21 protein-coding genes are annotated in these 20,642 nt (G+C 76.2%); 10 read left to right on the top strand and 11 right to left on the bottom strand.

Annotated features, from left to right (window positions below; genetic code table 11):
- Nucleotides 1–3: 3 nt before the first annotated feature.
- On the top strand, nt 4–609 hold the full coding sequence (locus CNX65_RS16610; protein WP_096494108.1) for an alpha/beta hydrolase: 606 nt from the start codon (nt 4–6) through the stop codon (nt 607–609).
- Here the strand turns inward: CNX65_RS16610 and CNX65_RS16615 are convergent.
- The 8 genes from CNX65_RS16615 to CNX65_RS16650 form a co-directional block, all read right to left on the bottom strand.
- Nucleotides 506–1,786 (bottom strand): serine hydrolase, encoded by a 1,281-nt coding sequence (locus CNX65_RS16615; RefSeq protein WP_096494110.1) that lies wholly within the window; start codon nt 1,784–1,786, stop codon nt 506–508. The two genes, CNX65_RS16610 and CNX65_RS16615, sit on opposite strands and share 104 nt — an antisense overlap.
- A gap of 18 nt (nt 1,787–1,804) precedes the next feature.
- Nucleotides 1,805–2,332 (bottom strand): DUF3887 domain-containing protein, encoded by a 528-nt coding sequence (locus tag CNX65_RS16620; protein WP_157767685.1) that lies wholly within the window; start codon nt 2,330–2,332, stop codon nt 1,805–1,807.
- A 177-nt stretch (nt 2,333–2,509) separates the two neighbouring features.
- Nucleotides 2,510–2,944, bottom strand: coding sequence for a hypothetical protein (locus CNX65_RS37860; RefSeq protein WP_096494114.1), 435 nt, complete (start codon nt 2,942–2,944; stop codon nt 2,510–2,512).
- A 157-nt stretch (nt 2,945–3,101) separates the two neighbouring features.
- Nucleotides 3,102–4,343 carry a vWA domain-containing protein gene (locus CNX65_RS16630; protein WP_232519869.1) on the bottom strand — a complete coding sequence of 414 codons (1,242 nt, stop codon included), beginning with the start codon at nt 4,341–4,343 and terminating at the stop codon, nt 3,102–3,104.
- Nucleotides 4,340–5,581, bottom strand: coding sequence for an AAA family ATPase (locus tag CNX65_RS16635; RefSeq protein ID WP_096494116.1), 1,242 nt, complete (start codon nt 5,579–5,581; stop codon nt 4,340–4,342). Before CNX65_RS16635 ends, CNX65_RS16630 begins: the two co-directional genes overlap by 4 nt.
- Before the next feature lie 86 nt (nt 5,582–5,667).
- Nucleotides 5,668–7,074 (bottom strand): hypothetical protein, encoded by a 1,407-nt coding sequence (locus CNX65_RS16640; protein ID WP_096497826.1) that lies wholly within the window; start codon nt 7,072–7,074, stop codon nt 5,668–5,670.
- Between the two features lie 164 nt (nt 7,075–7,238).
- Entirely contained in the window at nt 7,239–7,865 is a 627-nt protein-coding gene (locus CNX65_RS16645) for a maleylpyruvate isomerase family mycothiol-dependent enzyme (protein ID WP_096494118.1), read from the bottom strand.
- Nucleotides 7,862–8,623 (bottom strand): GbsR/MarR family transcriptional regulator, encoded by a 762-nt coding sequence (locus CNX65_RS16650; RefSeq protein WP_096494120.1) that lies wholly within the window; start codon nt 8,621–8,623, stop codon nt 7,862–7,864. Before CNX65_RS16650 ends, CNX65_RS16645 begins: the two co-directional genes overlap by 4 nt.
- Nucleotides 8,624–8,849: 226 nt before the next feature.
- Between CNX65_RS16650 and CNX65_RS16655 the strand changes: the two genes are divergently transcribed.
- Nucleotides 8,850–9,518, top strand: coding sequence for a DUF4097 family beta strand repeat-containing protein (locus tag CNX65_RS16655; RefSeq protein ID WP_096494122.1), 669 nt, complete (start codon nt 8,850–8,852; stop codon nt 9,516–9,518).
- A gap of 29 nt (nt 9,519–9,547) precedes the next feature.
- Nucleotides 9,548–11,680, top strand: coding sequence for a S9 family peptidase (locus CNX65_RS16660; protein WP_096494124.1), 2,133 nt, complete (start codon nt 9,548–9,550; stop codon nt 11,678–11,680).
- A 30-nt stretch (nt 11,681–11,710) separates the two neighbouring features.
- Here the strand turns inward: CNX65_RS16660 and CNX65_RS16665 are convergent, their stop codons facing one another.
- Entirely contained in the window at nt 11,711–13,030 is a 1,320-nt protein-coding gene (locus tag CNX65_RS16665) for a helix-turn-helix domain-containing protein (protein ID WP_096494126.1), read from the bottom strand.
- Between the two features lie 190 nt (nt 13,031–13,220).
- Between CNX65_RS16665 and CNX65_RS16670 the strand changes: the two genes are divergently transcribed.
- Nucleotides 13,221–14,597 carry an acyl-CoA dehydrogenase family protein gene (locus CNX65_RS16670; RefSeq protein ID WP_096494128.1) on the top strand — a complete coding sequence of 459 codons (1,377 nt, stop codon included), beginning with the start codon at nt 13,221–13,223 and terminating at the stop codon, nt 14,595–14,597.
- 22 nt (nt 14,598–14,619) lie between these two features.
- Here CNX65_RS16670 and CNX65_RS16675 read toward each other — a convergent pair whose 3' ends face one another.
- Nucleotides 14,620–15,141, bottom strand: coding sequence for an NUDIX domain-containing protein (locus tag CNX65_RS16675; RefSeq protein ID WP_096494130.1), 522 nt, complete (start codon nt 15,139–15,141; stop codon nt 14,620–14,622).
- A 182-nt stretch (nt 15,142–15,323) separates the two neighbouring features.
- Here CNX65_RS16675 and CNX65_RS16680 point away from each other — a divergent pair, with 182 nt between their 5' ends.
- The 5 genes from CNX65_RS16680 (at nt 15,324) to CNX65_RS16700 (ending at nt 19,249) form a co-directional block, all read left to right on the top strand.
- Nucleotides 15,324–16,319 carry a helix-turn-helix domain-containing protein gene (locus CNX65_RS16680; protein WP_157767686.1) on the top strand — a complete coding sequence of 332 codons (996 nt, stop codon included), beginning with the start codon at nt 15,324–15,326 and terminating at the stop codon, nt 16,317–16,319.
- Between the two features lie 107 nt (nt 16,320–16,426).
- Nucleotides 16,427–18,226 carry an asparagine synthase-related protein gene (locus CNX65_RS16685; RefSeq protein ID WP_096494134.1) on the top strand — a complete coding sequence of 600 codons (1,800 nt, stop codon included), beginning with the start codon at nt 16,427–16,429 and terminating at the stop codon, nt 18,224–18,226.
- Nucleotides 18,223–18,480, top strand: coding sequence for a lasso peptide biosynthesis PqqD family chaperone (locus tag CNX65_RS16690; RefSeq protein WP_096494136.1), 258 nt, complete (start codon nt 18,223–18,225; stop codon nt 18,478–18,480). The genes CNX65_RS16685 and CNX65_RS16690 overlap by 4 nt, the downstream gene beginning before the upstream one ends.
- Nucleotides 18,477–18,890 carry a lasso peptide biosynthesis B2 protein gene (locus CNX65_RS16695; protein ID WP_232519870.1) on the top strand — a complete coding sequence of 138 codons (414 nt, stop codon included), beginning with the start codon at nt 18,477–18,479 and terminating at the stop codon, nt 18,888–18,890. The genes CNX65_RS16690 and CNX65_RS16695 overlap by 4 nt, the downstream gene beginning before the upstream one ends.
- On the top strand, nt 18,887–19,249 hold the full coding sequence (locus CNX65_RS16700) for a hypothetical protein (protein ID WP_096494138.1): 363 nt from the start codon (nt 18,887–18,889) through the stop codon (nt 19,247–19,249). The genes CNX65_RS16695 and CNX65_RS16700 overlap by 4 nt, the downstream gene beginning before the upstream one ends.
- On the opposite strand, the gene CNX65_RS16705 is transcribed toward CNX65_RS16700, so the two are convergent.
- Nucleotides 19,209–20,207: a helix-turn-helix domain-containing protein gene (locus CNX65_RS16705; RefSeq protein WP_096494139.1), complete on the bottom strand. Its 999-nt coding sequence runs from the start codon at nt 20,205–20,207 to the stop codon at nt 19,209–19,211. The two genes, CNX65_RS16700 and CNX65_RS16705, sit on opposite strands and share 41 nt — an antisense overlap.
- 53 nt (nt 20,208–20,260) lie before the next feature.
- Between CNX65_RS16705 and CNX65_RS16710 the strand changes: the two genes are divergently transcribed.
- Nucleotides 20,261–20,641, top strand: coding sequence for a cupin domain-containing protein (locus CNX65_RS16710; RefSeq protein WP_096494141.1), 381 nt, complete (start codon nt 20,261–20,263; stop codon nt 20,639–20,641).
- The last annotated feature ends 1 nt before the right edge of the window (nt 20,642 follow it).

The following is a 20,642-nucleotide window of genomic DNA, read 5'->3' on the forward strand; positions in this document are numbered from 1 at the left end:
CTGATGGCGGCCCGCTTCCCCGTGGTCTGCGGCGACACCCGCTGGCCGTCGTCGGTCAGGACCTACCAGCGCAACGCGGCCGTGGACCGGGTCCGCCACCCGATGCTCGGCGGCGCGACCGCGAGCGTCAACCCGTGCGCGTTCTGGCACGGGGAGCGGGTCGAGGGCCCGGTCCGGATCACCGGCAGGGGACCGGCGAACGTGCTGATCTCCCAGAACGAGCGCGATCCCGGCACGCCGCTGGCCGGTGCGCGGGAGATGCGGGGGGCGCTCGGCGGGCGCGCCGTGCTGGTGACCGCCGACCAGGGCGGGCACGGGACGTACCTGTTCGGCGCCAACGAGTGCGCCAACGGCGCGGTGACCGCGTTCCTGGCCAGGGGCGAGCGCCCGACCGGCGACCTGGCCTGCCCGGCGCAACCGAACCGGCCCGGTGACGGGACCGGTCCGCTGACGGGAGAGCGGGCCGCACCGCTCGTGCGGCCCGCTCTCCCTCACCGCTGCCCGGTCACACGAGCTGGAGCGCTCCGCGCAGCACCGCGAGCACCTGCGCCGCCGCGGTCGCCTCGTCGAGCGCGTTCTCCGGGTCGGACAGCATCGCGCTGGCCGTGAGCAGCGTCCCGTCGTCCCGCCGCGCCAGGTAGCTCAGCGTCAGCACGCCCGGTTCGGACCCGCCCTTGAACCAGACGGTCGGGAACCGCGCCGACGGCAGCGCGATCCCGCCGTCGTTGATCGACATGGCCTCGGCCAGCTGCGGGTCGTGGTCCTCCCACAGCCCGGCCATCGCGGAGCACATGTCCAGCGGCGAGCCGAACCACTCCAGCTGGTCGATCTTCCTGGGCTCGGTCCACGGCTGCACGGCGGTCCTGGGCACCCGGCCCACCGCGTTCAGCGCGGCCTCGCGGAGCCGCTGGGGCAGCGCGGTGTACCCGGTCGCCGCCGCCGGGTACTGGAAGCCCTTGAGCGTGAGCAGCTCGCGGGTGGTGGGCATCGGCGAGTTCGGGGCGGTGTTGCCGAACCGGGCGAACTGCCGCTGCACCTCGCCGCGCCCGAGCAGGTGGATCAGGTGGTCGGTGGCGGTGTTGTCGCTGATGGAGATCATGTGCTCGGCGTGCTGGGCGAGGGTGAGCACCGTGCCGTCCGGCTGGTCCTGCAGGACGCCGGACGGGAACGACTTCCACCGCTCGCGCAGCGGCAGCCCGGTGTCCCAGGACAGCCGCCCGGCCTTGACCTCGCGGGCGAGCGCGCCGAGGACGTAGAGCTTGAAGGCGGAGCCGAGCGGTCGCGCGGTGCGCTCGTTCAGGCCGTGCGCGGGAACGCACCCCTCGGGCGTGATCGTGGCGGCGGCGAACGAGACGCGCGGCGCCAGCGAGGTCAGCGCGGCGTCGACCTGCTCCCAGGAGGTGGGCGCGGGCAGGTGCGGCGCGAACCGCAGCCCCACGACCAACCCGGCCCCGTCGACCGTGATCGTGCCGAGCAGGTCGCCGACCGCGCTGCCGACGACCTGCCGCAGCTCGGTCGGGGTCCGCTCCACCACGACCCCGGCGGTGAGGGCGCCCAGCGATTCGAGGGTCCGGTTGAACCCGTCCACGCCGCCGATCGCGGTCAGCGTCGTGGCCTCCAGGTGCGCGGCCACCTCGTCGGCGGGGACCGGGACGCGCGCGGAGGCGTCGAGCAGCCAGGCGAACTGGCTGTCCGGAGTGGACGGTGGCGCCGCCGCGGCCGGAGCCGCGGCGAGCGGGAGCAGCAGCGCGATCGCGGTGCCCGCGCTGAGGAGACGACGGATCATGGTTCCTTCCTCCGAGGGTCAGGCGGGCCGGAAGAACAACCCGGCCACCTCGCCCTCGCGGTCGAAGCTGACGGTGGCCGTCACCTGGCCCGCCTCGAACCCCAGCAGGACGTCGACCACGGTGATGTCGCCGGCGACGTGCTGGACGGGCTCCCCGAACCGCTCGAACCGCCCGACGCTGCCGACCACGCGGGCCCACACCGTGGCCAGCCGCCCCGGCCCCAGCTCACGCCGCATGTCCCGGTCGAACCCGTCCCGCATCCGGTCGAACCGACCCGCGACGCACTCGCCGAGCAGCACGAGGGCGAGGTCCGAGGCGCCCGCCAGCCCGACGTCCGGCTGCCCGGTGACCGGGTCGACCGGCCGCCCGAACCGCTGGAACGCCGCCTGCCTGCTGGTGCCCAAGACCTCTCCGATCTCCTGCCACGTGCGCCCCTCGCCGCGGGCCTCTTCGACCGCGTCGCGCAGGAGTTCCTGGGACTGGAGGACCCGGTGGTGCGCGGCCTTGACGGCGCCGAGTGTTCCGGCGGGGGAGGGGGGTGTCAAGTTTTGATTGACGGACTGGCGCTGCCTGCGCCCTGCGCTCCGGCAGGTCGAGTCGCAATACTGCTGCTTACGGCCAGGTCCGGCGCGGCTGGGGAGGGGGGTTCCGCAGGCTAGGCAGGTCATGGCACGGAATAGTAATACGTGCTGAGGTTCGGCACGTAAAGCGGCACGAAACGATCAGTCCCCGCCCTCCTGCGCCGGGTCCGGGTCCGAGGTCCGGCGCCCCGTGCCCACCAGCGACAGCACCAGCCCCGCGTTCGGCCCCGGCGGCGCGAACAGCACCTCCCGCCGCACCGCCGCCGTGGTCGCCGCGTCCACGGGCCCGTCCACCCTGGTCCTTGGCCCCGGCGCGCCCGGTTGCTCCAGCACCAGCAGCGGATCGGACTGCGCGCCCGCCACCCGTCCCGCCGCCCGCCCCGCGTCCCCGCGCGTGATCCGGTCGCCCGCCAGCGCGACCGCGTCGAACCAGTCGCCACCGGCGGCGGCGCCCGCGTCGGCGCGCAGGTAGCTGGCCGCGATCCGCACGCCCGGCAGCACCGGCACCCCCTCGGGCAGCAGGTGCCGCTGCGGCGCGTCGATCACGTCGAGCGCCTGCTCGCAGCGGCGCTCCACCTCGGCCGTGCGCTCCCGCGCCGCCCCGCCGGTCGAGGCCCCCGTCCTCCGCGCCCAACGCGGCCCCCTCCGGCGACGACCCGTGACCGTCCACCGCCCACCGCGGCCCACCGCCGGGTCCGCCGGACGGGAGGCCGCCTGGCGGGCCCGGCGCCCCTCAGCCCAGCTCCACCACCCTGGCCCACTCCGGCGGCCCGTCCGGCTCGTAGTCCGGGTCCCCCTCGTCCGCCACCCCGACCCTCGGGAACAGCCCCACCACCGTCCGGCACGGCGGCGCGACCTCCGGCCACGGGGTCTGCCCGTCGGTCAGCGCCACGATCACGTCCGGCCTGAACCGCCGCACCGCCCGCGCGAACCCCACCCGCAGGTCCGTCCCGCCCCCGCCCACCAGCGTCAGCCCCTCCGCCCGGCACAGCGGCCCCGTCACGTGCGCGGCGGCGTCGCAGGACAGCACCGCCACCAGGTCGCGCCGTCCGCCCACCGCCCGCACGATCGCCGCGACCTCCAGCAGCGCGCTCCCCAGCTCCGCGTCGCTCACCGACCCCGAGGTGTCCACGACCACGCACACCCGTGGCGGCCTGCGGCGAAGGCTCGGCAGGACCACGCCCGGCAGCCCGGCCGAGCGCCGCGCGGGCCGCCCGTACGCGTAGTCCTCCCCGACCCCGGCGCTCGACACCGCCGAGCGCACCGCCGCGCCCAGCAGCTCCCGCCACGGCTGCGGCGGGTGGAACGCCTTCTCCGCCCACCGCTCCCACCCGTCCGGCGCGCTCCCCGGCCTGCCCCTGATGCCCTCCGCCACCCGGAACCGCACCGCGTCGCGCTCCTGCGCGCTGAGCCCGTGCGCCCCGTCCGCGCCCAGGTCCCACCCCCGCGCCACCCCGTCGACGCCGCTGCCGCAGTCCAGCCACCCGAACGCGTCGGTCTGCGGCCCGAGCCGGAACAGCCGCAGGTACTCCTCCATCAGCAGCCCTCGCGGCAGCCGCAGCAGCCCCGGCCGGAGCGCGTCACCCGGCAGCGGCAGCTCGTCGTCGAACCCGTCGTCGTTGATCTCGCAGTCCGCCGCGATGTTGCGCCGCAACCGCTCGCCCGCCCCGTGCAGCCCGTTCTCCCGCGCGAACCGCTCGCCCCGCCCGTGGTGGTCGCGCAGCAGGTGGGACACCTCGTGCACCCACACCGCCGCCAGCTCCGGCAGCGGCGTGCGGTCCGCGAACGCGGGCGAGACGTAGCACCGCCAGTGCTCGTCCACCGCCATCGTCGGCACCCGCCGCGACTCGACCACCCGCAGCGCGAACAGGGCCGTCGCCAGGTAGGGGCGGGTGCGGGCCGCGTGCAGCCGGGCCGCGTACAGCTTCTCCTCGTCCAGCCGGGCCGCGTGCGGTGCCTCGTCCAGCACCGTCACCGCCTGCGCCCCGCCACGGCCGCCGCCCGCCCCGCCGCGGCCCGGTCCGCCCGCCTGCCCAGCGAGACCACCCCGGCCAGCCGCTCGATCGTCGCGGGCACCTCCCAGTCCTCCCGGCGCAGCGCGGCGAGCGTGGACGCGGGCACCACGACCACGTCCGGCGGCCCGCTCTCCAGCGCCCGCGCCACGATCACCCACGCCGCGTCCCACCGCCCCCGGTCCGGCCGCGCGCGCACCGCCTCCACCACCCCCTCCAGCACGGTCTGCCGCAGGTCCCCGCGCTCGGGCAGCACCACCGCCGCCGGGTCGGCCAGCAGCTCCTCGGGGTCCGGCAGGTCCATCCGGTCGACGGCCGCCAGCAGCTCCAGCCCCGGCCCGTCCCCGACCGTCCCGCGCACCAGCAGCGACAGCACGTCCCGCGACACCCCGGCGGCGGTGGCGAACGCGACCAGCCGCAGCGTCATGTCCCAGGTGCGCGGCGACGGCCACGCCCCGCCGCGCGCCACCTCGTTCTTCGGCAGCCGGTGCACCAGCGCGGGCCGCGCGGCCAGCAGCCCGCACACCGCCCGCCGCGCGAACGCCACCGCCTCGGGCAGCGCCGCCCGGTCCAGCAGCGGCAGCGCCGCCCGCGGCCACGTGCCGCCCAGCCCGCGCACCACCACCTCGTGCTCGTGCGTCCAGCCCAGGTGCACGAACCGGTTGGCCAGCGGCGGGCTCAGCTCCCACCCGTCGGCGGCCGAGGCGCGCGGGTTGGCGGCGGCCACGATCCGCACCCCCGGCGGCAGGGCCAGCGAGCCGATCCGGCGCTCCAGCACCACGCGCAGCAGCGCGGCCTGCACGGCGGGCGGCGCGGTGGACAGCTCGTCCAGGAACAGCAGGCCGCGCCCGGCGCGCACCAGGCGCACGGCCCAGTCCGGCGGGGCCATCGGCACGCCCTGCGCCGCCGGGTCGTCGCCGACCACCGGCAGCCCGGAGAAGTCGGACGGCTCGTGCACGCTGGCGATCACGGTGGTCAGCGGCAGGTCGAGCGAGTCGGCGAGCTGGGTGAGGGCGGCGGTCTTGCCGATGCCCGGCTCACCCCACAGCAGCACCGGCAGGTCGGCGGACACGGCCAGCGTCAGCGCCGACAGCTGGTCGTTCGGGCGCGGTTCGGTGGTGGTGTCCTGGAGCAGGGCCAGGAGGTCGGTGGCGGCGCCCAGCGGGTCGGTGCGGGGCGCGGTGGTCAGCGTCGAGGTCATGGTGGGTCACCTTGTCCGGGGTCGGGTGGGAGCCGCGCGTCCCCGGCGGGGGCGCGGCTGGTGCGGAGGTGGTGCTCAGCTGCGGTTCAGGGGCGGCGTCGACGACGTGGGCGCGGGGCGACCCCGCGCCGGGTGTCCCAGTCCCAGGACCAGTCCTGGGTCACCCAGCCGCGCCGGTCCCAGTACGCCCTGCGCGTCCCGCGCCCGGTGAGCTGGGCCCGGAACACCCCGTGCGCGATCCTGCCGAGCGCGGCGGCTTCGAGCTCGTCGCGCAGGACCCCGCCGCGCAGCACGGCTTCCGGCCCGAGCAGGCCCTCCACGACGTCGAGCGCGCCCGCCGCGTCGCCGTGCCCGAGCAGGGCCTTGACGTCCACGAGGGACTCGGGGTGGCGGTGCACGTCGTCGATCGCCCGCAGGCACGGCAGTCCGGGACCGCCGAGCGCGACGAGGAGCTCCTCGCGGCGCAGCTCGACCGGGTCGTGGTCCAGCGCGACGAGCACCCCGTCGACCACGGCGATCCGGTGCGCGGCCCCCCGGCAGCGCACCGCGCGCGAACCCGTTGGGGCGTCAGGACTGCGGGACGCGTCGGGTGGGCCGTGACCGGGGCGCAGCGCCGCCGCGACGAGCGGGTGCAACCGGTCGGGCCCGATCAGCCCGGCCCGCAGCAGTTCCACGTCGGGCGGGAGCAGGGTGGCGGCGTCGGGCAGCACCGGGAGCCCGAGGCCCCGGTCGCGCCGGGAAGCCCCGGTGAGCCGGGGTTCCCGCCCGTCGACCCGCAGCACCAGCCGGTGCCGCGCGGTCAGCCGCACGAGCACGCGATCCGCGTCGGGCCTGTCGGACCCGTCGGCCCGCAGCACCAGCGCCGCCTCGGCCGCCCACCGGTCCACGGCCGCGCCGTCGACCAGCGCGAGGACCTCGGCGGCGTCCGGGTCGACCGCGAGCGCGCCGGGGACGACGCCGTCACCGGCCCGCTCCCGCAGCTCACCGGACCTGCGGACGTCCCACAGGTGCCGGTGCAGGTCGAACCGGAAGCGCCGATCGGGCCGGGGGTGCGGGTGCTGCCCGGCCCCGTCCCGAGGGCGCTCGGGGTCCCACAGCGCCAGGCTGATCCGCTGCCCGGCGCCCGCCCAGGACGGCGGGGTCCGCGCCACCAGGTGCACCCCGCCGGGCCCGTAGCGGGCCAGCGGGGCGGTGAGCCCCGGCCGCAGCAGTCCGTCCGGGGCGATCCGGGGGAAGTGCCAGCGCAGCAGGTCGGGCGCGAGGTGGCGCAGGTCGTCGCGAACCCGCGCGACGAGGTGCTCGCCGTGGGCGCGGCCTGCGGCTCTCAGGTCCAGGTCGACGTCGACGCGCGCGGCGGCGCACGCCCCGGCCCAGTCGCCGGTCACCCGGCGGGCCGTCGCTGACTCGATCATGGATGTCGGCACGGCGAACGAGCGCACGTGCGACCAGGCGGTGAGACGAGGGTTCTCGTTCGCGGTCGAGGTGTGGTGCATCAGCACTCACCTTGAGCGAAAGAGACCTCCGATTCGTTCGTGCGGATGGTCATCGCGGCCACCGTAGCAGGTCCCGGCGCGGGAACCACCCACAATTCCCGCGCCCGGTCCGGCCGCGCCCGGCCCGGCCGCGTTCAGGCAGGCCGCGCTCAGGCAGGCCGCGCTCAGGCCGGGGCCAGCCGCCCGTCCAGCTCGGCGACCCCGTTCCCGGTCAGGTCGGCCAGGTGCGCGCGGCGACCGGCCATCACCATGACCAGCGACAGCAGCGGCCCCCGCACCTCGGGCCCCTCCCCGCTGCGGAAGTCCGCGTCGTCCGCCCGCAGCGCCAGCCCCCGCACCAGGGTCTTGCTGTTGACCGCGAAGTCCTTGGCGGCGAAGAACTCCGCGACCGCGAGCAGCCCCTCGGCGTCGGGGGCGCGCCGCAGCCCCAGCGGTCTGCGGACGTCCTCGGCGTGCACCAGCAGCTCGCCCAGCCCGGCGGGGGAGGAGCGCGTCGGCAGCGCGATCGGTCCGACCGCCCGGAACCGCTCCAGCGTCTCCGCCGGGTCCGCGCCCCGGAAGTCGGCGAGGCGGCGCCGGTTGTGCAGGTCCGCGTCGAACCGGGCGCCGACCATGCTGAGCACCCAGCGCGGCAGGGTGGTCGTGGCCGCCGCGCCCAGGTGCGCCACGACCTGCTCCACGTCCCACTCCGGGCACAGCGTGGCCGCGCGCCACCGCTCGGGCGCGAGCGCGGCCAGGTCGTCGACGAGCGCGGCCAGTTCGCGCCGCTGGATTCCGGGCAGATCGGTCATGGCGCGACGGTAGCCGCGCCCCCTGACACTTCCGGCCCCTGCGCCGAGTCCGGTCCGCCGTGCAGGATCGCGCGGGCCTGCTCGGCGGCGGCGGCCAGGCTCTCGGCGACGAAGTCCACGTACCGCGCCATGTTCTCCAGCCGCACCGCCGCGGGCGTGCCGGGGGTGAGCACGGCGGCCCCCGAGCGGAACATCACCGCCATGTCCGCGCTGGAGCGGGCGCTGGAGATCATCGACTGGTACCAGACGTCCGGGTCCACGACGTACCGCTCGCGGCGGCCCGCGTCGCGCTCGCGGCGGATCAGCCCCTGCGACTCCAGGAACGCCACCGCCTTCGACACCGACGCCGGGCTCACCCGCAGGCGCCGCACCAGGTCCGCGGCGGTGACCGAGCCGGTGTCGGTGGCGTACAGGCACGCCAGCACGCCCGCGGTCATCTTCGGCAACCCCTGCTGCGCGAACAGCGCCGCCAGCGACTCCTCGAACTCGTCGACCGCCCGCGCGTCCCGCCCGTGCGCCTGGGGGAGCGCCTGCCGCCCGCGCGGCGCGGCCCGCCTGCGCCGGTGGGCGCGCTGCTCGGTGGCGTGGTGCGCGAGGTCGGCCCGGTAGGCGACCGGTCCGCCGTTGCGCGTCACCTCGCGGGTGATGGTGGAGGTGGGGCGGTCCAGCCTTCGGGCTATCTCCGCGTACGGGAGGTCGTCGGCCAGTCCCAGCGCGATCTGCTGGCGTTCCTGCGGGGTGAGCCTGCCTCCGGGCACCTTGGTTCTCCTCTGCGCTCCCGTTGGGGTCCGCAGCTTAGCTTTCACCCTCACCTCATTGCAACGCAACTCGCGCGGTGTTGCGTTGATCTTCAAACCCATTGCAATGAAACTAGGCCATTGAACTGCTAAAACTCTCCAGCAATGCAACAAGCTCATTGCTGAATCAGTGAACGCAACGTAGCGTTTGCGATGTCAGAAACAACGAGCGCAGGAGCTGGGAACCATGCGGAAGTTCGCCACCACCACCCCCGTCACCACCGTCCTCGACATCCCCGCGGGCACCGTCCGGCTGATCGCCGCCGACCGCGCCGACACCACCGTCCGGGTCCGCCCCGCCAACCCCGCCAAGCGCCGCGACGTGGCCGCCGCCGAGCGCACCGAGGTCGACTACCGCGACGGCGTCCTGCGCGTCGGGTCCGCCCCCGCCGGGAACCGCCTCCTCGGCGCCACCGGCTTCGTCGAGGTCGTCGTCGAGCTCCCCGAGGGCTCCCGCGTCCAGGCCAGGACCGCCAGCGCCGACCTGCGCGGCGTCGGCCGGTTCGGCGAGGTCGCCGTCGAGTGCGCCCACGGCTCGGTCGAGCTGGACGAGGCCGGGTCCCTGCGCCTGACCACGCAGTCCGGCGACGTCACCGTCACCCGCCTGACCGGTCCCGCCGAGATCACCACCGGCAAGGGCGACATCCGCGTCGCCGAGGCCGTGCGCGGCGAGGTCGTGCTCACCACCGGGTCCGGCGACGTCTCGGTCCACGCGGCGACCGGCGTGAGCGCCTCGCTGGACGCGGGCACCGCCCACGGCCGCGTCAGCAACTCCCTGCGCAACACCACCGGCGCCGCCGACCTGGCGATCCGCGCCACCACCTCCCACGGCGACATCGCCGCCGCCAGCCTCTGATCCCCCCCACCCGACAAGGAGAACCCACCGTGGACCTCACCGGGAACTACCGCACCGCCGAACTCCTCCTCCGCCGCCCGGCCCGCCCCGGTGAGCTCGTCGTCGGCGACAAGGTCCGTCCGCAGTGGATCGACGGCGGCGCCCGCTTCTGGTACTCGGTCGACACCCCCGACGGCAAGCGCCACACCCTGGCCGACCCGGCGGCGGGCGCCCGCACCGACCTGACCGAGCAGGCCCTGGCCGACCTCCTGGCCGCACAGCAACCCCCGCCGCCGATCGCGCCCCTGGAGGTGCCGTCCCCGGACGGCAGGCACGCGATCTCCAGGCGGGGCGACGACCTCTGGACCCGCGCCCTGCCCGACGGCGCCGAGCGCCCGCTCACCACCGACGGCGCCCCGGACCACGCCTATGGCACCAGCCCCCAGGCCCTGGGCAACGCCACCCTGCTCCGCAAGATCGGCCTGCCCCACCTGCCTCCCGCCGCGGCCTGGTCCCCGGACTCCACCAGGGTCCTCACCCACCGCACCGACGAGCGCCTGGTGCGCCGGGAGATCCTGGTCGAGTCCGCCCCGCCGGGCGGCGCGGCCCCGCGCACCCACCCCCAGCGCTACCCGCACGCGGGCGACGAGCACCTGCCGCTGTGCGAGCTGGTGGTCCTGCACGTCGAGACGGGCGAGGTGGTCCGCTCCCAGGGCGAACCGCTCCGGACGGCCATGCTCTCCCCGGTCGCGGCCGGGTGGGCGTGGTGGTCCGAGGACGGCGCGTCGGTCTACTACCTGAGCCAGCCGCGCGACCGCAGAACCCTGTCCCTGCACCGGATGGACCCGGCCACCGGCGAGGTCACCACCGTGCTCAGCGAGTCCGGCCCCACCCGCGTCGAGCCGAACCAGTGGGCGTACGAGCCGCCGATCGTGCGGGTGCTGGCGGACGAGGTCCTGTGGTACTCGCAGCGCGACGGCTGGGGCCACCTCTACCGCCACGACCTGCGCACCGGCGAGCTGCTCGGGCAGGTGACGTCGGGGGAGTGGGCGGTGCGGCGGATCCTCCGCGTGGCCGACGGCGTCGTGCACTTCACCGCCTCCGGCCTGGTCCCGGAGGACCCGTACCGGCGCACCACGTGCAGCGTCCGCCTGGACGGCACCGGGTTCACCCCGCTCACCGACGACGCCTTCGACCACGCCGTCACCCCGGCGGCGGACTTCTACCTGGACTCGATGTCCACTGTGGACACCCCGCCGGTGACCGTGGTCCGCGACTGGTCCGGAGAGGTCCTGCTGGAACTGGAACGCGCTTGCGCGGACGCCCTGACCGCCACCGGCTGGACCCCGCCCCAGCGCTTCCGCGTCAAGGCCGCGGACGGCGTCACCGACCTCTACGGCACCCTCCACCTCCCGCACGACTTCGACCCGTCCCGCAGCTACCCGGTGGTGGACACGATCTACCCCGGCCCGCAGGTCACCAGGGTCGACCCGTGCTTCGACCCCGGTGGCATGGGCCTGGACGCGGACCCGTTGGCGGCACTGGGCCTCGTCGTGCTCGCCCTGGACGGCCGGGGCACGCCCGGCCGCGACAAGGCGTTCCACGACGCCTCCTACGGCCGCCTCGCGGACGGCGGCAACCTGGCCGACCACGCCGCGGCCCTGCGCCAGCTCGCCGAGACCCGCCCCTGGCTCGACCTGACCCGCGTGGCCGCCTTCGGCCACTCAGGCGGCGGCTACGCCTCGGTCCGGGCCGTGCTCGACCACCCCGACCTCTACCGGGTGGGCGTGTCCCTGTCCGGCTACCACGACGCGACCACGTTCAGCGCCGACTTCATCGAGGCCTACGACGGCGCCGACAACCCCGAGGCCTGGGCCCGAACCTCCAACACCGCCCTGGCGGACCGCTTGCAGGGCAAGCTCCTCCTCGTCCACGGCGAGCTGGACGACCGGGTCCACCCCACCCACACCCTGCGCCTGGCGGACGCCCTGGTGGCCGCGAACAAGCACTTCGACCTGCTGATCGTGCCGGGCGCGGAGCACGCCTTCATCGACCACCTGTCCTACGTCCGAACCCGCTGCTGGGACTTCCTGGTCCGCGAACTGGGCCTGGGCGAGCCCCCGTCGTACCGCCCGGCCCCGATCGAGATCGGCCCGGAGCTGCTGGGCGAGCTGTTCGCCTGACCGGCTGGCCCGCGCGGGCGACCCGGCGCGTCAGCCGGTGACGCCCGCGCGGGCCGCGAGCGCCCTGAGCCCCGGCAGGTGGTCACCGGAGCGCTGCCGCAGCAGCCCCTCGGTCACCGCCCGGACCGACTTGCGGTAGCGCACCTCGGCGGGCGCGAGGAGTTCGGCCGCGCGCAGGGCCCGGTAGCTGTCGGCGTGCCTGCCCCGGCCGTGCAGCGCCCGGGCCACGTCGGTCCAGTAGCGGGCGCGGCGCTCGACCGGCGTGACGCGGTTGGGATCGAGCCTGCGGGCCAGGTCCACGGCGGTGCCGTAGTCGCCCAGGGCGCACCGGACGCTGATCTCGTAGAGCCGCACGTCGACGGGGTCCGGTGCGACGGCGGTGGCCTCGGCGATCAGCGCGAGCGCCTGGTCCCGGTCACCGCCCACGGCGGCGGTGTACGCGGCCGTGGACAGCAGCTTCCCGTACGGGGCCAGCAGGCGGGCCCCGCCGCTGGCCAGCTCGCGGCCGAGCGCGTCGGCGGTGTCGAGAACGCACTTGCGCGCCGGCTCGTGGTGCCCGCTGTGCCGAAGCGCGATCGCCCACGCCCGGTGCGCGCGGGCCACGACCAGCGGGTCCTCGGACTCGGCGGCCTCCCGGCGCGCCCGCTCGGCGCCGGTCCAGGCCACCTGGGCCTCGTTCAGCTTGATGCCCAGCTCGCTGGCCAGCACGTGGGCGCGGGAGAGCAGGTCAACCGCCTGCGTGGCGCCGGCTCCGCCGGAAGCGTCCTTGGTGGCTGTCGCGGTGGCCAGCAGGGCGGGCATCCCGGCGGCCAGTTCGAGGTGCTCGGCCCGGTCGAACAGCGCGTGCGCGGCGGTCAGCGCCCGCCGCAGCGCGTCCAGCCCGACCGGCCGACCGGTGGCCGGGAACGGGTCCAGCACGCTCGCGCGCAACGCCCCGACCGGGTCCGCGACGGCTCCCGCCGCCCGAGGTTCGCCGAGCGCGCCCGCCAAGCCCACGAGACCGGTCAGCACGGTGCGTCGACGCATGGGCCCGTCTTCCTCCGGCGCGGCCAGGACCCGGCCGACCCTAGCGGGGCTCGGCGGGGTGCGCACCGGTAAGCGGTCCGTGTCGATTACCCCGAACAGGTCAGGTGGCACCTGGAGTACCGCGGCGATGCGCCTCAACTGCTCGACGTCCCGCAGGGGCTGGAGCCCGCGCTCCATCCGGGACAGGCTGGACATCGAGTAGGCGCAGCGTCCGGCCAGCTGCTCCAGGCTCCACCGCCGGGCCGTGCGGACCGCGCGCACGATCGAGCCCGCGTCGCCGCTCTCGACGGCGGTTCGCACCTGGTCGGTCAGCCAGTCCGGCATCGCCCGCGCTCTCCTCGCTCAGGCCCGCGATCCGACCCTAGCCCCGGTCTTCCGGGTCCGGACTGCCGTTGTGCGTGTTGTGCAAAACCCTGCCGCAGCGTGCAAGCCCTCTGGTCGTTCCACTGCCCCGGCCGGTGTGCCGGGGTCCTCGCGGCCACCTCACCGACCCGTGCCGCGACGGGAGGCCAGGATGAAGATCGACGACCACGCGCCCACCGCTCCGGGACGTGAGCGCATCGCCGCCGAGCTGGAGCGGCTCGGGCTGCTGCACGCCGACCGGGGCGTGGAGATCAGCCGGTTCGCGGTGTTCGTGCCCTGCGACGAGCTGGGCGTCGCCAGGCCGGTGGTGCTGCACGCCGGGGCGCGCGTCGGGCCGTTCGCCGTGGTGCACGGCGGCGCCGTGATCGGCGCGGGCGCGCGGGTGGAGGAGCGCGCGGTGCTGGGCCGTCCCGAGCTCGGCTGCGCCTTCGGGCGCGAGCGGACCGGGACCGGCGGGAACGCGCTGCTGGACGCCGGGGCCGTGCTGCGCGCGGGCGCCATCGCCTACGCGGGCGTGCGGGTCGGGGCGGAAACCGTGGTGGGGCACCACACCCTGCTGCGCACCGGGGTCCGGGTGGGCGCGGGCACCCAGCTCGGCCACGCCCTGACCGTCGAGCGGGGAACCCGCATCGGATCGGGTGTGCGCTGCTCGCCCGGCTCGCACCTGACCGGCGAGTGCGTGCTGGCCGACCGGGTGTTCCTGGGCGCGGGGGTGCGCACGATCAACGACAAGACGCTGACCTGGCGCCACCCCGAGCGGGAACCGGAGCTGCGACCACCGGTGTTCGACACCGGGGCCAGGGTGGGCACCCGCACCGTCGCGCGGCCGGGTCCGGCGGGGACCTGGCTGGTCAGCGGGCGCAAGACGTGGATCAGCAGGCTGACCGAGGCGCGGGTGTTCGCGGTCCTGCTCCGCGTCCCGGACGGGCGCCTGCGCGTCGCCGCCGTCGACGCGGCCGAACCGGGCCTGCGCAGGCTCCCGCTGCCACCGGCCGGGTTGGCCGGCTGGTCGTGGGGCGTGCTGGAGCTGGACCGGGTGCCGCTGCGCCCCGCCCAACTCCTCGATGGCGACGGGACGTCCCTGCTGCGCGCCCACTTCGCCGCCTACCGCCCTCTGGTCACCGCCACCGCGCTGGGGGCCGCGGCGGCGGTGCTCGACACCACCGCCGCGCACCTGGTGGACCGCCGAGCCCGAGGCGAGGTGCCCCGACTGCGCGACACCGCGCTGCACGCCCTCGGCCGCGCCCACGCCAGGCTGTGCTCCGCGCTGCTGGCCACCGCGAACGCCGCGCTCCTGGCCGAGGGCGGCGACCCGGACGCCGAGTCGTGGGGCGCGGCGACGAAGGCGCACGGCGTGGACACGGCCGTGGAGGTGGTCGCCGAACTGGTGCCGCTGCTGGGCGCGGCCGGTGTCCGCGCCGACGGACAGGTCGCCAAGACCCGCCGCGACCTGGAAGGCCTGCGCTGCGCCGACGGCGTCCACGACAGCCTCTACCTCGCGGCGGGAACGCGCCGCACCACCGGCTGACCGGCTCCCGCGAGCGGGGGCGTCACCCCACGCGCCGCCCCTGCTCGCACAGCGCCACCACCCCCTCGGCCACCGCCTCCAGCGCCGCGCCCAACCGGGCGGCCAGCATCGGCCGCAGCAGCGGCCCGGCCTCGTCGAGCGGGCACAACCTGGCCGCGACGATCTCCCCGTCCCCGAACACCAGCCCCGCCACCCGCTCCGCCGTGATCAGCCCGCCGTCGAAGAGCATCGCCACCCCCTCCGGCCGCACCACCCCCTCGTGCGGGTGCTCGGCCACGTGGTCCACCACCAGCAACCGCCCGAGCGGCCTGGACAGCCCCACCTCCTCCCGCAGCTCGCGCACCGCCGCGGCCCACGGCGACTCGCCCTCCTCCACGACCCCGCCGGGCACCTCCCAGTTCGCCTTGTAGCTGGTCTGGAGCAGCAGCACCCGCCCCGCCCCGTCGCGCAGCACCACCCCGGCGGCGATCCGCTTGCGGGGGAGCTCCCGCAAGTACTGCTCGACGGGGCGCGGGGCGCGGGGCTCGGCCGCGGGGGAGTCCATTCGCCGCAGGCTAGCGCCGACCCCCGCGCCCCGCGGGCGAACAGCCCGAACCACCACCGCTCACCAATGCCCCGGCAAAAACACGAAAATCATTCCGCCACCACGTGAACCGTTCGGCTGATACCCGCTGCCGAACGCGATTGCTACGTTCCCCCGACGAGTCCGAAACCTGGGGGGTTTTCGTGACAGCCACCGCCGACGCGCCTTTCACCACCCCGCGCCCGCGCGGCGGATTGCGGGAAGCGGTGATCCGCTACCGCACCGGAGCCGACGGACGCGAACCCCCGGACGCCACCGCCACCCTGTCCTTCCACTTTCCCGAACCCACCGGAACACGATTCCCGCCACCCGCGCACGTCGTGTGCGAACCACCCCTGGCGCGCTTCACCGCCGACCCCGACCCCGCCTGCCGCGACTGCGCCAGGATCGACGCCCTGGTGCACCCCTGGGCCGTCGCCGCGCTCACCGGGCACGCCGATCCCGCCGCCGTCCTCGGCTCGCGCGGCGCCCGCCTCCACGCCGCCGCCCTGGCCGAACCGCTGCGCAGCGCGTCCACCGCACCGGACCGGCCTACCCGCCTGCACGCCCTGGACGCGGCCCTGCTGCGCCTCTGGGAGCGCGCGACCCCGGTCCCCGCCCCGGTCAGGCAGACCTGGCACGCCCTCAGCCAGGTCCACGGCGCCGCGCTGATCTCGCAGGTCGCCGCCTCGTCCGGCTGGAGCCACCGCCAGCTCTCGCGCCGCTTCACCGCCGAGCTCGGCGTCCCCCTCAAGACCGCCGCCAGGGTCCTGCGCCTGCACCGGGCGCTGCGCCTGCTCGCCGCGGGCCTGCCGGGCTCGCGCGTCGCGGCCGAGTGCGACTTCTACGACCAGGCCCACTTCACCCGCGAGTGCCGCCTGCTCACCGGATCGACACCCGAGGCGGTGCGGCGCCGCGCGGCGGGAATGGCGATTTCGTCCAATACGGCGGCCGGTCCGGGCGGTGAGGATGGTTCCGGCGGCCGGTTCTCCCGGTCGCCGCGCGGTTCATCCACGAAGTGCCCGGAGGACAGCATGGAGAACGCGGTCGAGGTGTACGAGGCCCCCTGCCTGGTCGAGATCGGCGATTTCGCCGAACTGACCCAGCTCACCAACCGGGGCTACTGGCTGGACGGCCCCTGGGGCGCCTGGTGGTTCTGATCCCCCGACCGGGGAAGGACCGCTGAGGAGTCGACGACGCGCCCGCGACCGGCGCCGCGCAGGACCGGTCGCGGGCGCGTTCCCCTGCTGACGGGCGGAGATCCACGATGACCTTCCTGGTGCTCCCGGACCGCGCGCTCCCACCGGGGCCGGCGGGTGGGGTGGGCCCGAAGGAGATCAGGCACCACTCGGGCAGGCCGTGGCTCGTCGGCGACTGGCACGACGACGACATCACCGCGGCCGAGCACGGCCCGAACCGCCTGGTGCTCCTGGGACCCGCGCTCACCACCCCGGCCGAGCTGACCCGCGGGCTGCGCGCGGTGCGCTCCACCGCCGACCTGGACCCGCTGCTCCGCGCGATCGCGGGCAGCTTCCACGCCCTCGCCTCGATCGACGGCCGGGTGCGCGCCCAGGGCACCCTGTCCACCGCCCGCCAGGTCTGCCACGCCACCGTCCGCGGCGCGACCCTCGCCTCCGACCGACCGGACCTGCTCGCCGACCTGATCGGCGCCCAGGTCGACGAGGAGCAGCTCGCGCTGGAGCTGCTCGCGCCGTTCGGCCCGCCCTGGCCGCTGGGCGAGCGCACCGCGTGGCGCGGCGTGCGCGTCCCGAGGACGGGGGAGTGCCTGGAGGTCGACCGGGACGGCGCCTGCCGCACCCGCCGCTGGTGGACCCCGCCCGAGCCCACCGCGCCGCTCGGCGACGGTGGCGCGGTCCGCGACGCGCTGCTCGACGCGGTCGCCGCCCGCACCCGGCAGGGCGGCACGGTCAGCGCCGACCTGTCCGGCGGCCTGGACTCGACCACCCTGTGCTTCCTGGCCGCGCGCGGGCCGGCCGACCTGGTCACCGTCCACTACGAGGCGCTGGGCCGCTTCTCCGACGACCGCGAGCAGGCCGCCCGCGCCGCGACCGCGCTGGGGCAGGCGCACCACGTCGTCGTCCCGGCGGGCCGCGCGCCGGACTGGTTCGCGCCGCTGGAGCGGGTCCGCCACGACCGCCAGGGACCCCTGGTGTTCGCCAGGGGCCGGGCCACCAACGAGCACCTGGCAGGCGCGGTCGCCGCGCTCGGGTCCCGCAGGCACCTGCAGGGCATCGGCGGCGACGAGCTGTTCCACGCGGGCACGATGGCCCTGCACGCCCTGGCGCGGCAGCGGCCCCTGGCGGCCGTGCGGCACGCCCGCGCCCTGCGCGCCCACCGGCGCTGGTCGCTGGCGGCCACGGCGGGCGTGCTCGCCTTCCACCGCCCCTACCCGCGCTGGCTGGCCGACCAGGCCGACCGCCTCGGCCGCCCGCCGACCGCGTTCGGCGCGCCCGCGTGGGAGGTCGAGCCGCTGCTGCCGCCGTGGACCAGCCGGGACGCCGCCGCGACCGTCCGGCGTGCCCTGCGCGAGGCCGCGGCGTCGGCCCCCGAACCGCTCTCGCCGATCCCGGCGCAGCACGAGATGCTCCGGATCACCGCCGTCAACGGCAGGGCGGTGCGCCGCAACTCCGCCATCGCCTCGGCGTCCGGCGTGACCTTCGAGGCGCCGTTCACCGACGACCGGGTGCTGGAGGCGGTGCTGTCGCTGCGGTTCGCCGACCGGATCGACCACCACCGCTTCAAACCCGTGCTCGGCACGGCAATGCGCGGCCTGGTCCCGGCCGACGTGCTGCGCCGCCAGACCAAGAACGACGCCAGCGCCGAGCTGTACGCGGGACTGCGCGGGCGCAGGGACGAGCTGCTGGCGCTGTTCGAGGACTCCCGGCTGGCCGCGCGCGGCCTGATCGACCCGGCGCCGCTGCGCCACGTCCTGCGCGCCGCGCACGCCGACGCCCGCCCGCTCATGCCGTTCGACCCGACGCTCGCCTGCGAGCTGTGGCTCAGGGCGCTGGACCCCGCCGCGCTCCCCGCCGAGGAGGCACGATGACCTTCGCACTGGCCCCGCACGTCACCGTCACCACGACCCCGCACGGCCTGGTCCTGCTCGACGGCCGCACCGGCCGCTACTGGATGGTCAACGGCACCGGCGCGCTCGTGCTGCGCCACCTGCTGGACGGCGGCACCCCGGACACGGCGGCGGCCGACCTCGGCGCCCGCTTCCCCGACGCGGCGGGCGCGGTGCGGTCCGATGTGGACGCCCTGGTGTCCGCGCTGCGCGACGCGGGGGTGACCGCGCGATGAGCGGCCTGCGCATGACCCTGGAGTCGGCGGACCGCCTGCCGTGGCGGCAGCGCCCCGCCGCGCTCCTGGCGGTCGCGGCGGCGAGGGCGTTGACCGGGCTGCCCCCGCACCGCCTGCGCCGCGCGCTGCTGCTCGCCAGCCGCGGCGCCCGCCCCGCGACCACCGCCCAGGCCCTGCGGGCGCGCACGGCGGTGGTGTCGGTGAGCATCGCGTGCGCCGGGCCGAGGTGCTTGCAGCGCTCCATCGCGGCGGCGCTGCTGTGCAGGCTGCGCGGCACGTGGCCGCAGTGGCGCACCGGCGTGGTCACCCAGCCGTTCGCCGCGCACGCCTGGATCGCGGTCGACGGGGAGCCGGTGGGGGAGGACGCGGGGGCGGTGCGGGACTTCAGCGTGGTGCTCTCGGTGCCGTGACCACCCGTGGGGCGCCGTGCTCCACCGGCGCGCCGCAGATCCGGGGCGCCAGGCGCCAGCACGTCCCCGGCCCCGACCGGAACGGCGAACCCGGCGCGGTCGGTGGCACGGCCTCGGTGAACCGGGCGTCGCCGCTGGAGGCGACCCGGTCGAACCGGGCGCTCCCCACCTCGACGCTGTCGGCCCCGAAGTCGACCAGGCGCGCACCGGCCAGGGCGAAGACCGGCCAGGGACCACCCCGCCCCCCGGACCGCGAAGAACCGCCTGCCGTCTTCCCGCCCGGCACGCACCGGACCGCGCGCAGCGCCACCCTCGCCATCACCCCGTCCCACCGGCCCGTTCCACCCCCGCCGTCGTGAACTTCCGCCGATAAGCGTCCGGCGACAACCCGGTGTGCCGCCGCACCTGCGCCCGCAGGTTGCTCGTCGTCCCCAACCCGCTCCCCGCCGCCACCGCGTCCAACCGCCGCTCGCCCGCCTCCAGCAACCGGCAGGCCAGCGCCACCCGCTCCCGCGTCAACCAGGCCAGCGGCGTCGTGCCCAGTTCGTCGCGGAACCTCCGGTGCAGCGTCGCCGGGCTCACCGCCGCGCGCGCCGCCAGGTCCCCCACCCCCAGCGGCCGGTCCACCCGCTCCCGCGCCCAGTCCAGCAGCGGCGCCAGCGACACGTCCGGCACGACCGGCACCGGCCGCGGCACGAACTGGCGCTGCCCGCCCTCCCGGTGCGCGGCGAACACCAGCCTGCGGCTGACCGCGTTCGCCACCTCCGCCCCGTGGTCCCGGCGGATCAGGTGCAGCCCCAGGTCCAGCGCCGCCGCGCTGCCCGCCGAGGTCAGCACGTCCCCGTCGTCCACGAACAGCACGTCCGGCCGCAGCAGCACGCGCGGGTGGCGGGCGGTGAACAGGTCCGTCCAGCGCCAGTGGGTGGTGGCGGGGCGGCCGTCGAGCACGCCCGCCGCCGCCAGGGTGAAAGCGCCGGTGCAGAAGCTCACCAGGCGCGCGCCGCGGGCGGCGGCGCGGCGGACCACGTCCACGACCGCCGGTGACGGCGGCACCTCGGGGTCGGGGCGGTTCGGCACGATCAGGGTGTCGGCGCGGTCGGCGGCCTCGGGGCCGGGCACGTCGGTCAGGGCGAACATCCCGGCGTGCATCCGGGTCACCGGCTCGGCGGCGCACAGCGCGAACCCGTACCAGGGCCGGTCCAGCTCCGGGCGGCGCAGGCCGAACAGCTCGGCGGCCACGCCCAGCTCGAACGGGTTCGAGCCCTCGTCCACGAGCACCACCACCCGGTGCGCGCCCTGAGAGGATCCTTGCGACATGTGCGATTTCTAGCACTCACCACCCGCCGCCCGCAGCGCGCACGCTGACGGGCATGAGCACCGAGATCGCACTGGCCGACGCACTCGCCACCTTCGACGCCCTGTGGAGCCCCCGGATCGTCACGCGCGTCAACGACCACGACGTCCGCGTCGCCAAGGTCCGGGGCGAGCACGTGTGGCACCGCCACGACAACACCGACGAGTTCTTCCTCGTCCTGTCCGGACAGCTGGACATCGCCCTGCGCGACCCGGAGCGCGTCGTCACCCTCCCGCAGGGCTTGGTGTTCGTCGTGCCGCGCGGCGCCGAGCACAAGCCGTTCTCCGAGCGGGGGGCGACGATCCTGCTGTTCGAGCTCACCGGCACCCTCACCGTCGGCGACCGCCACGACCCGCTGCCCGGCCACGTCGACGTGACCACCGGGCACGAGCTGTAGC

The sequence above is a fragment of the Actinosynnema pretiosum genome (assembly GCF_002354875.1).
Classification (GTDB): domain Bacteria; phylum Actinomycetota; class Actinomycetes; order Mycobacteriales; family Pseudonocardiaceae; genus Actinosynnema; species Actinosynnema auranticum.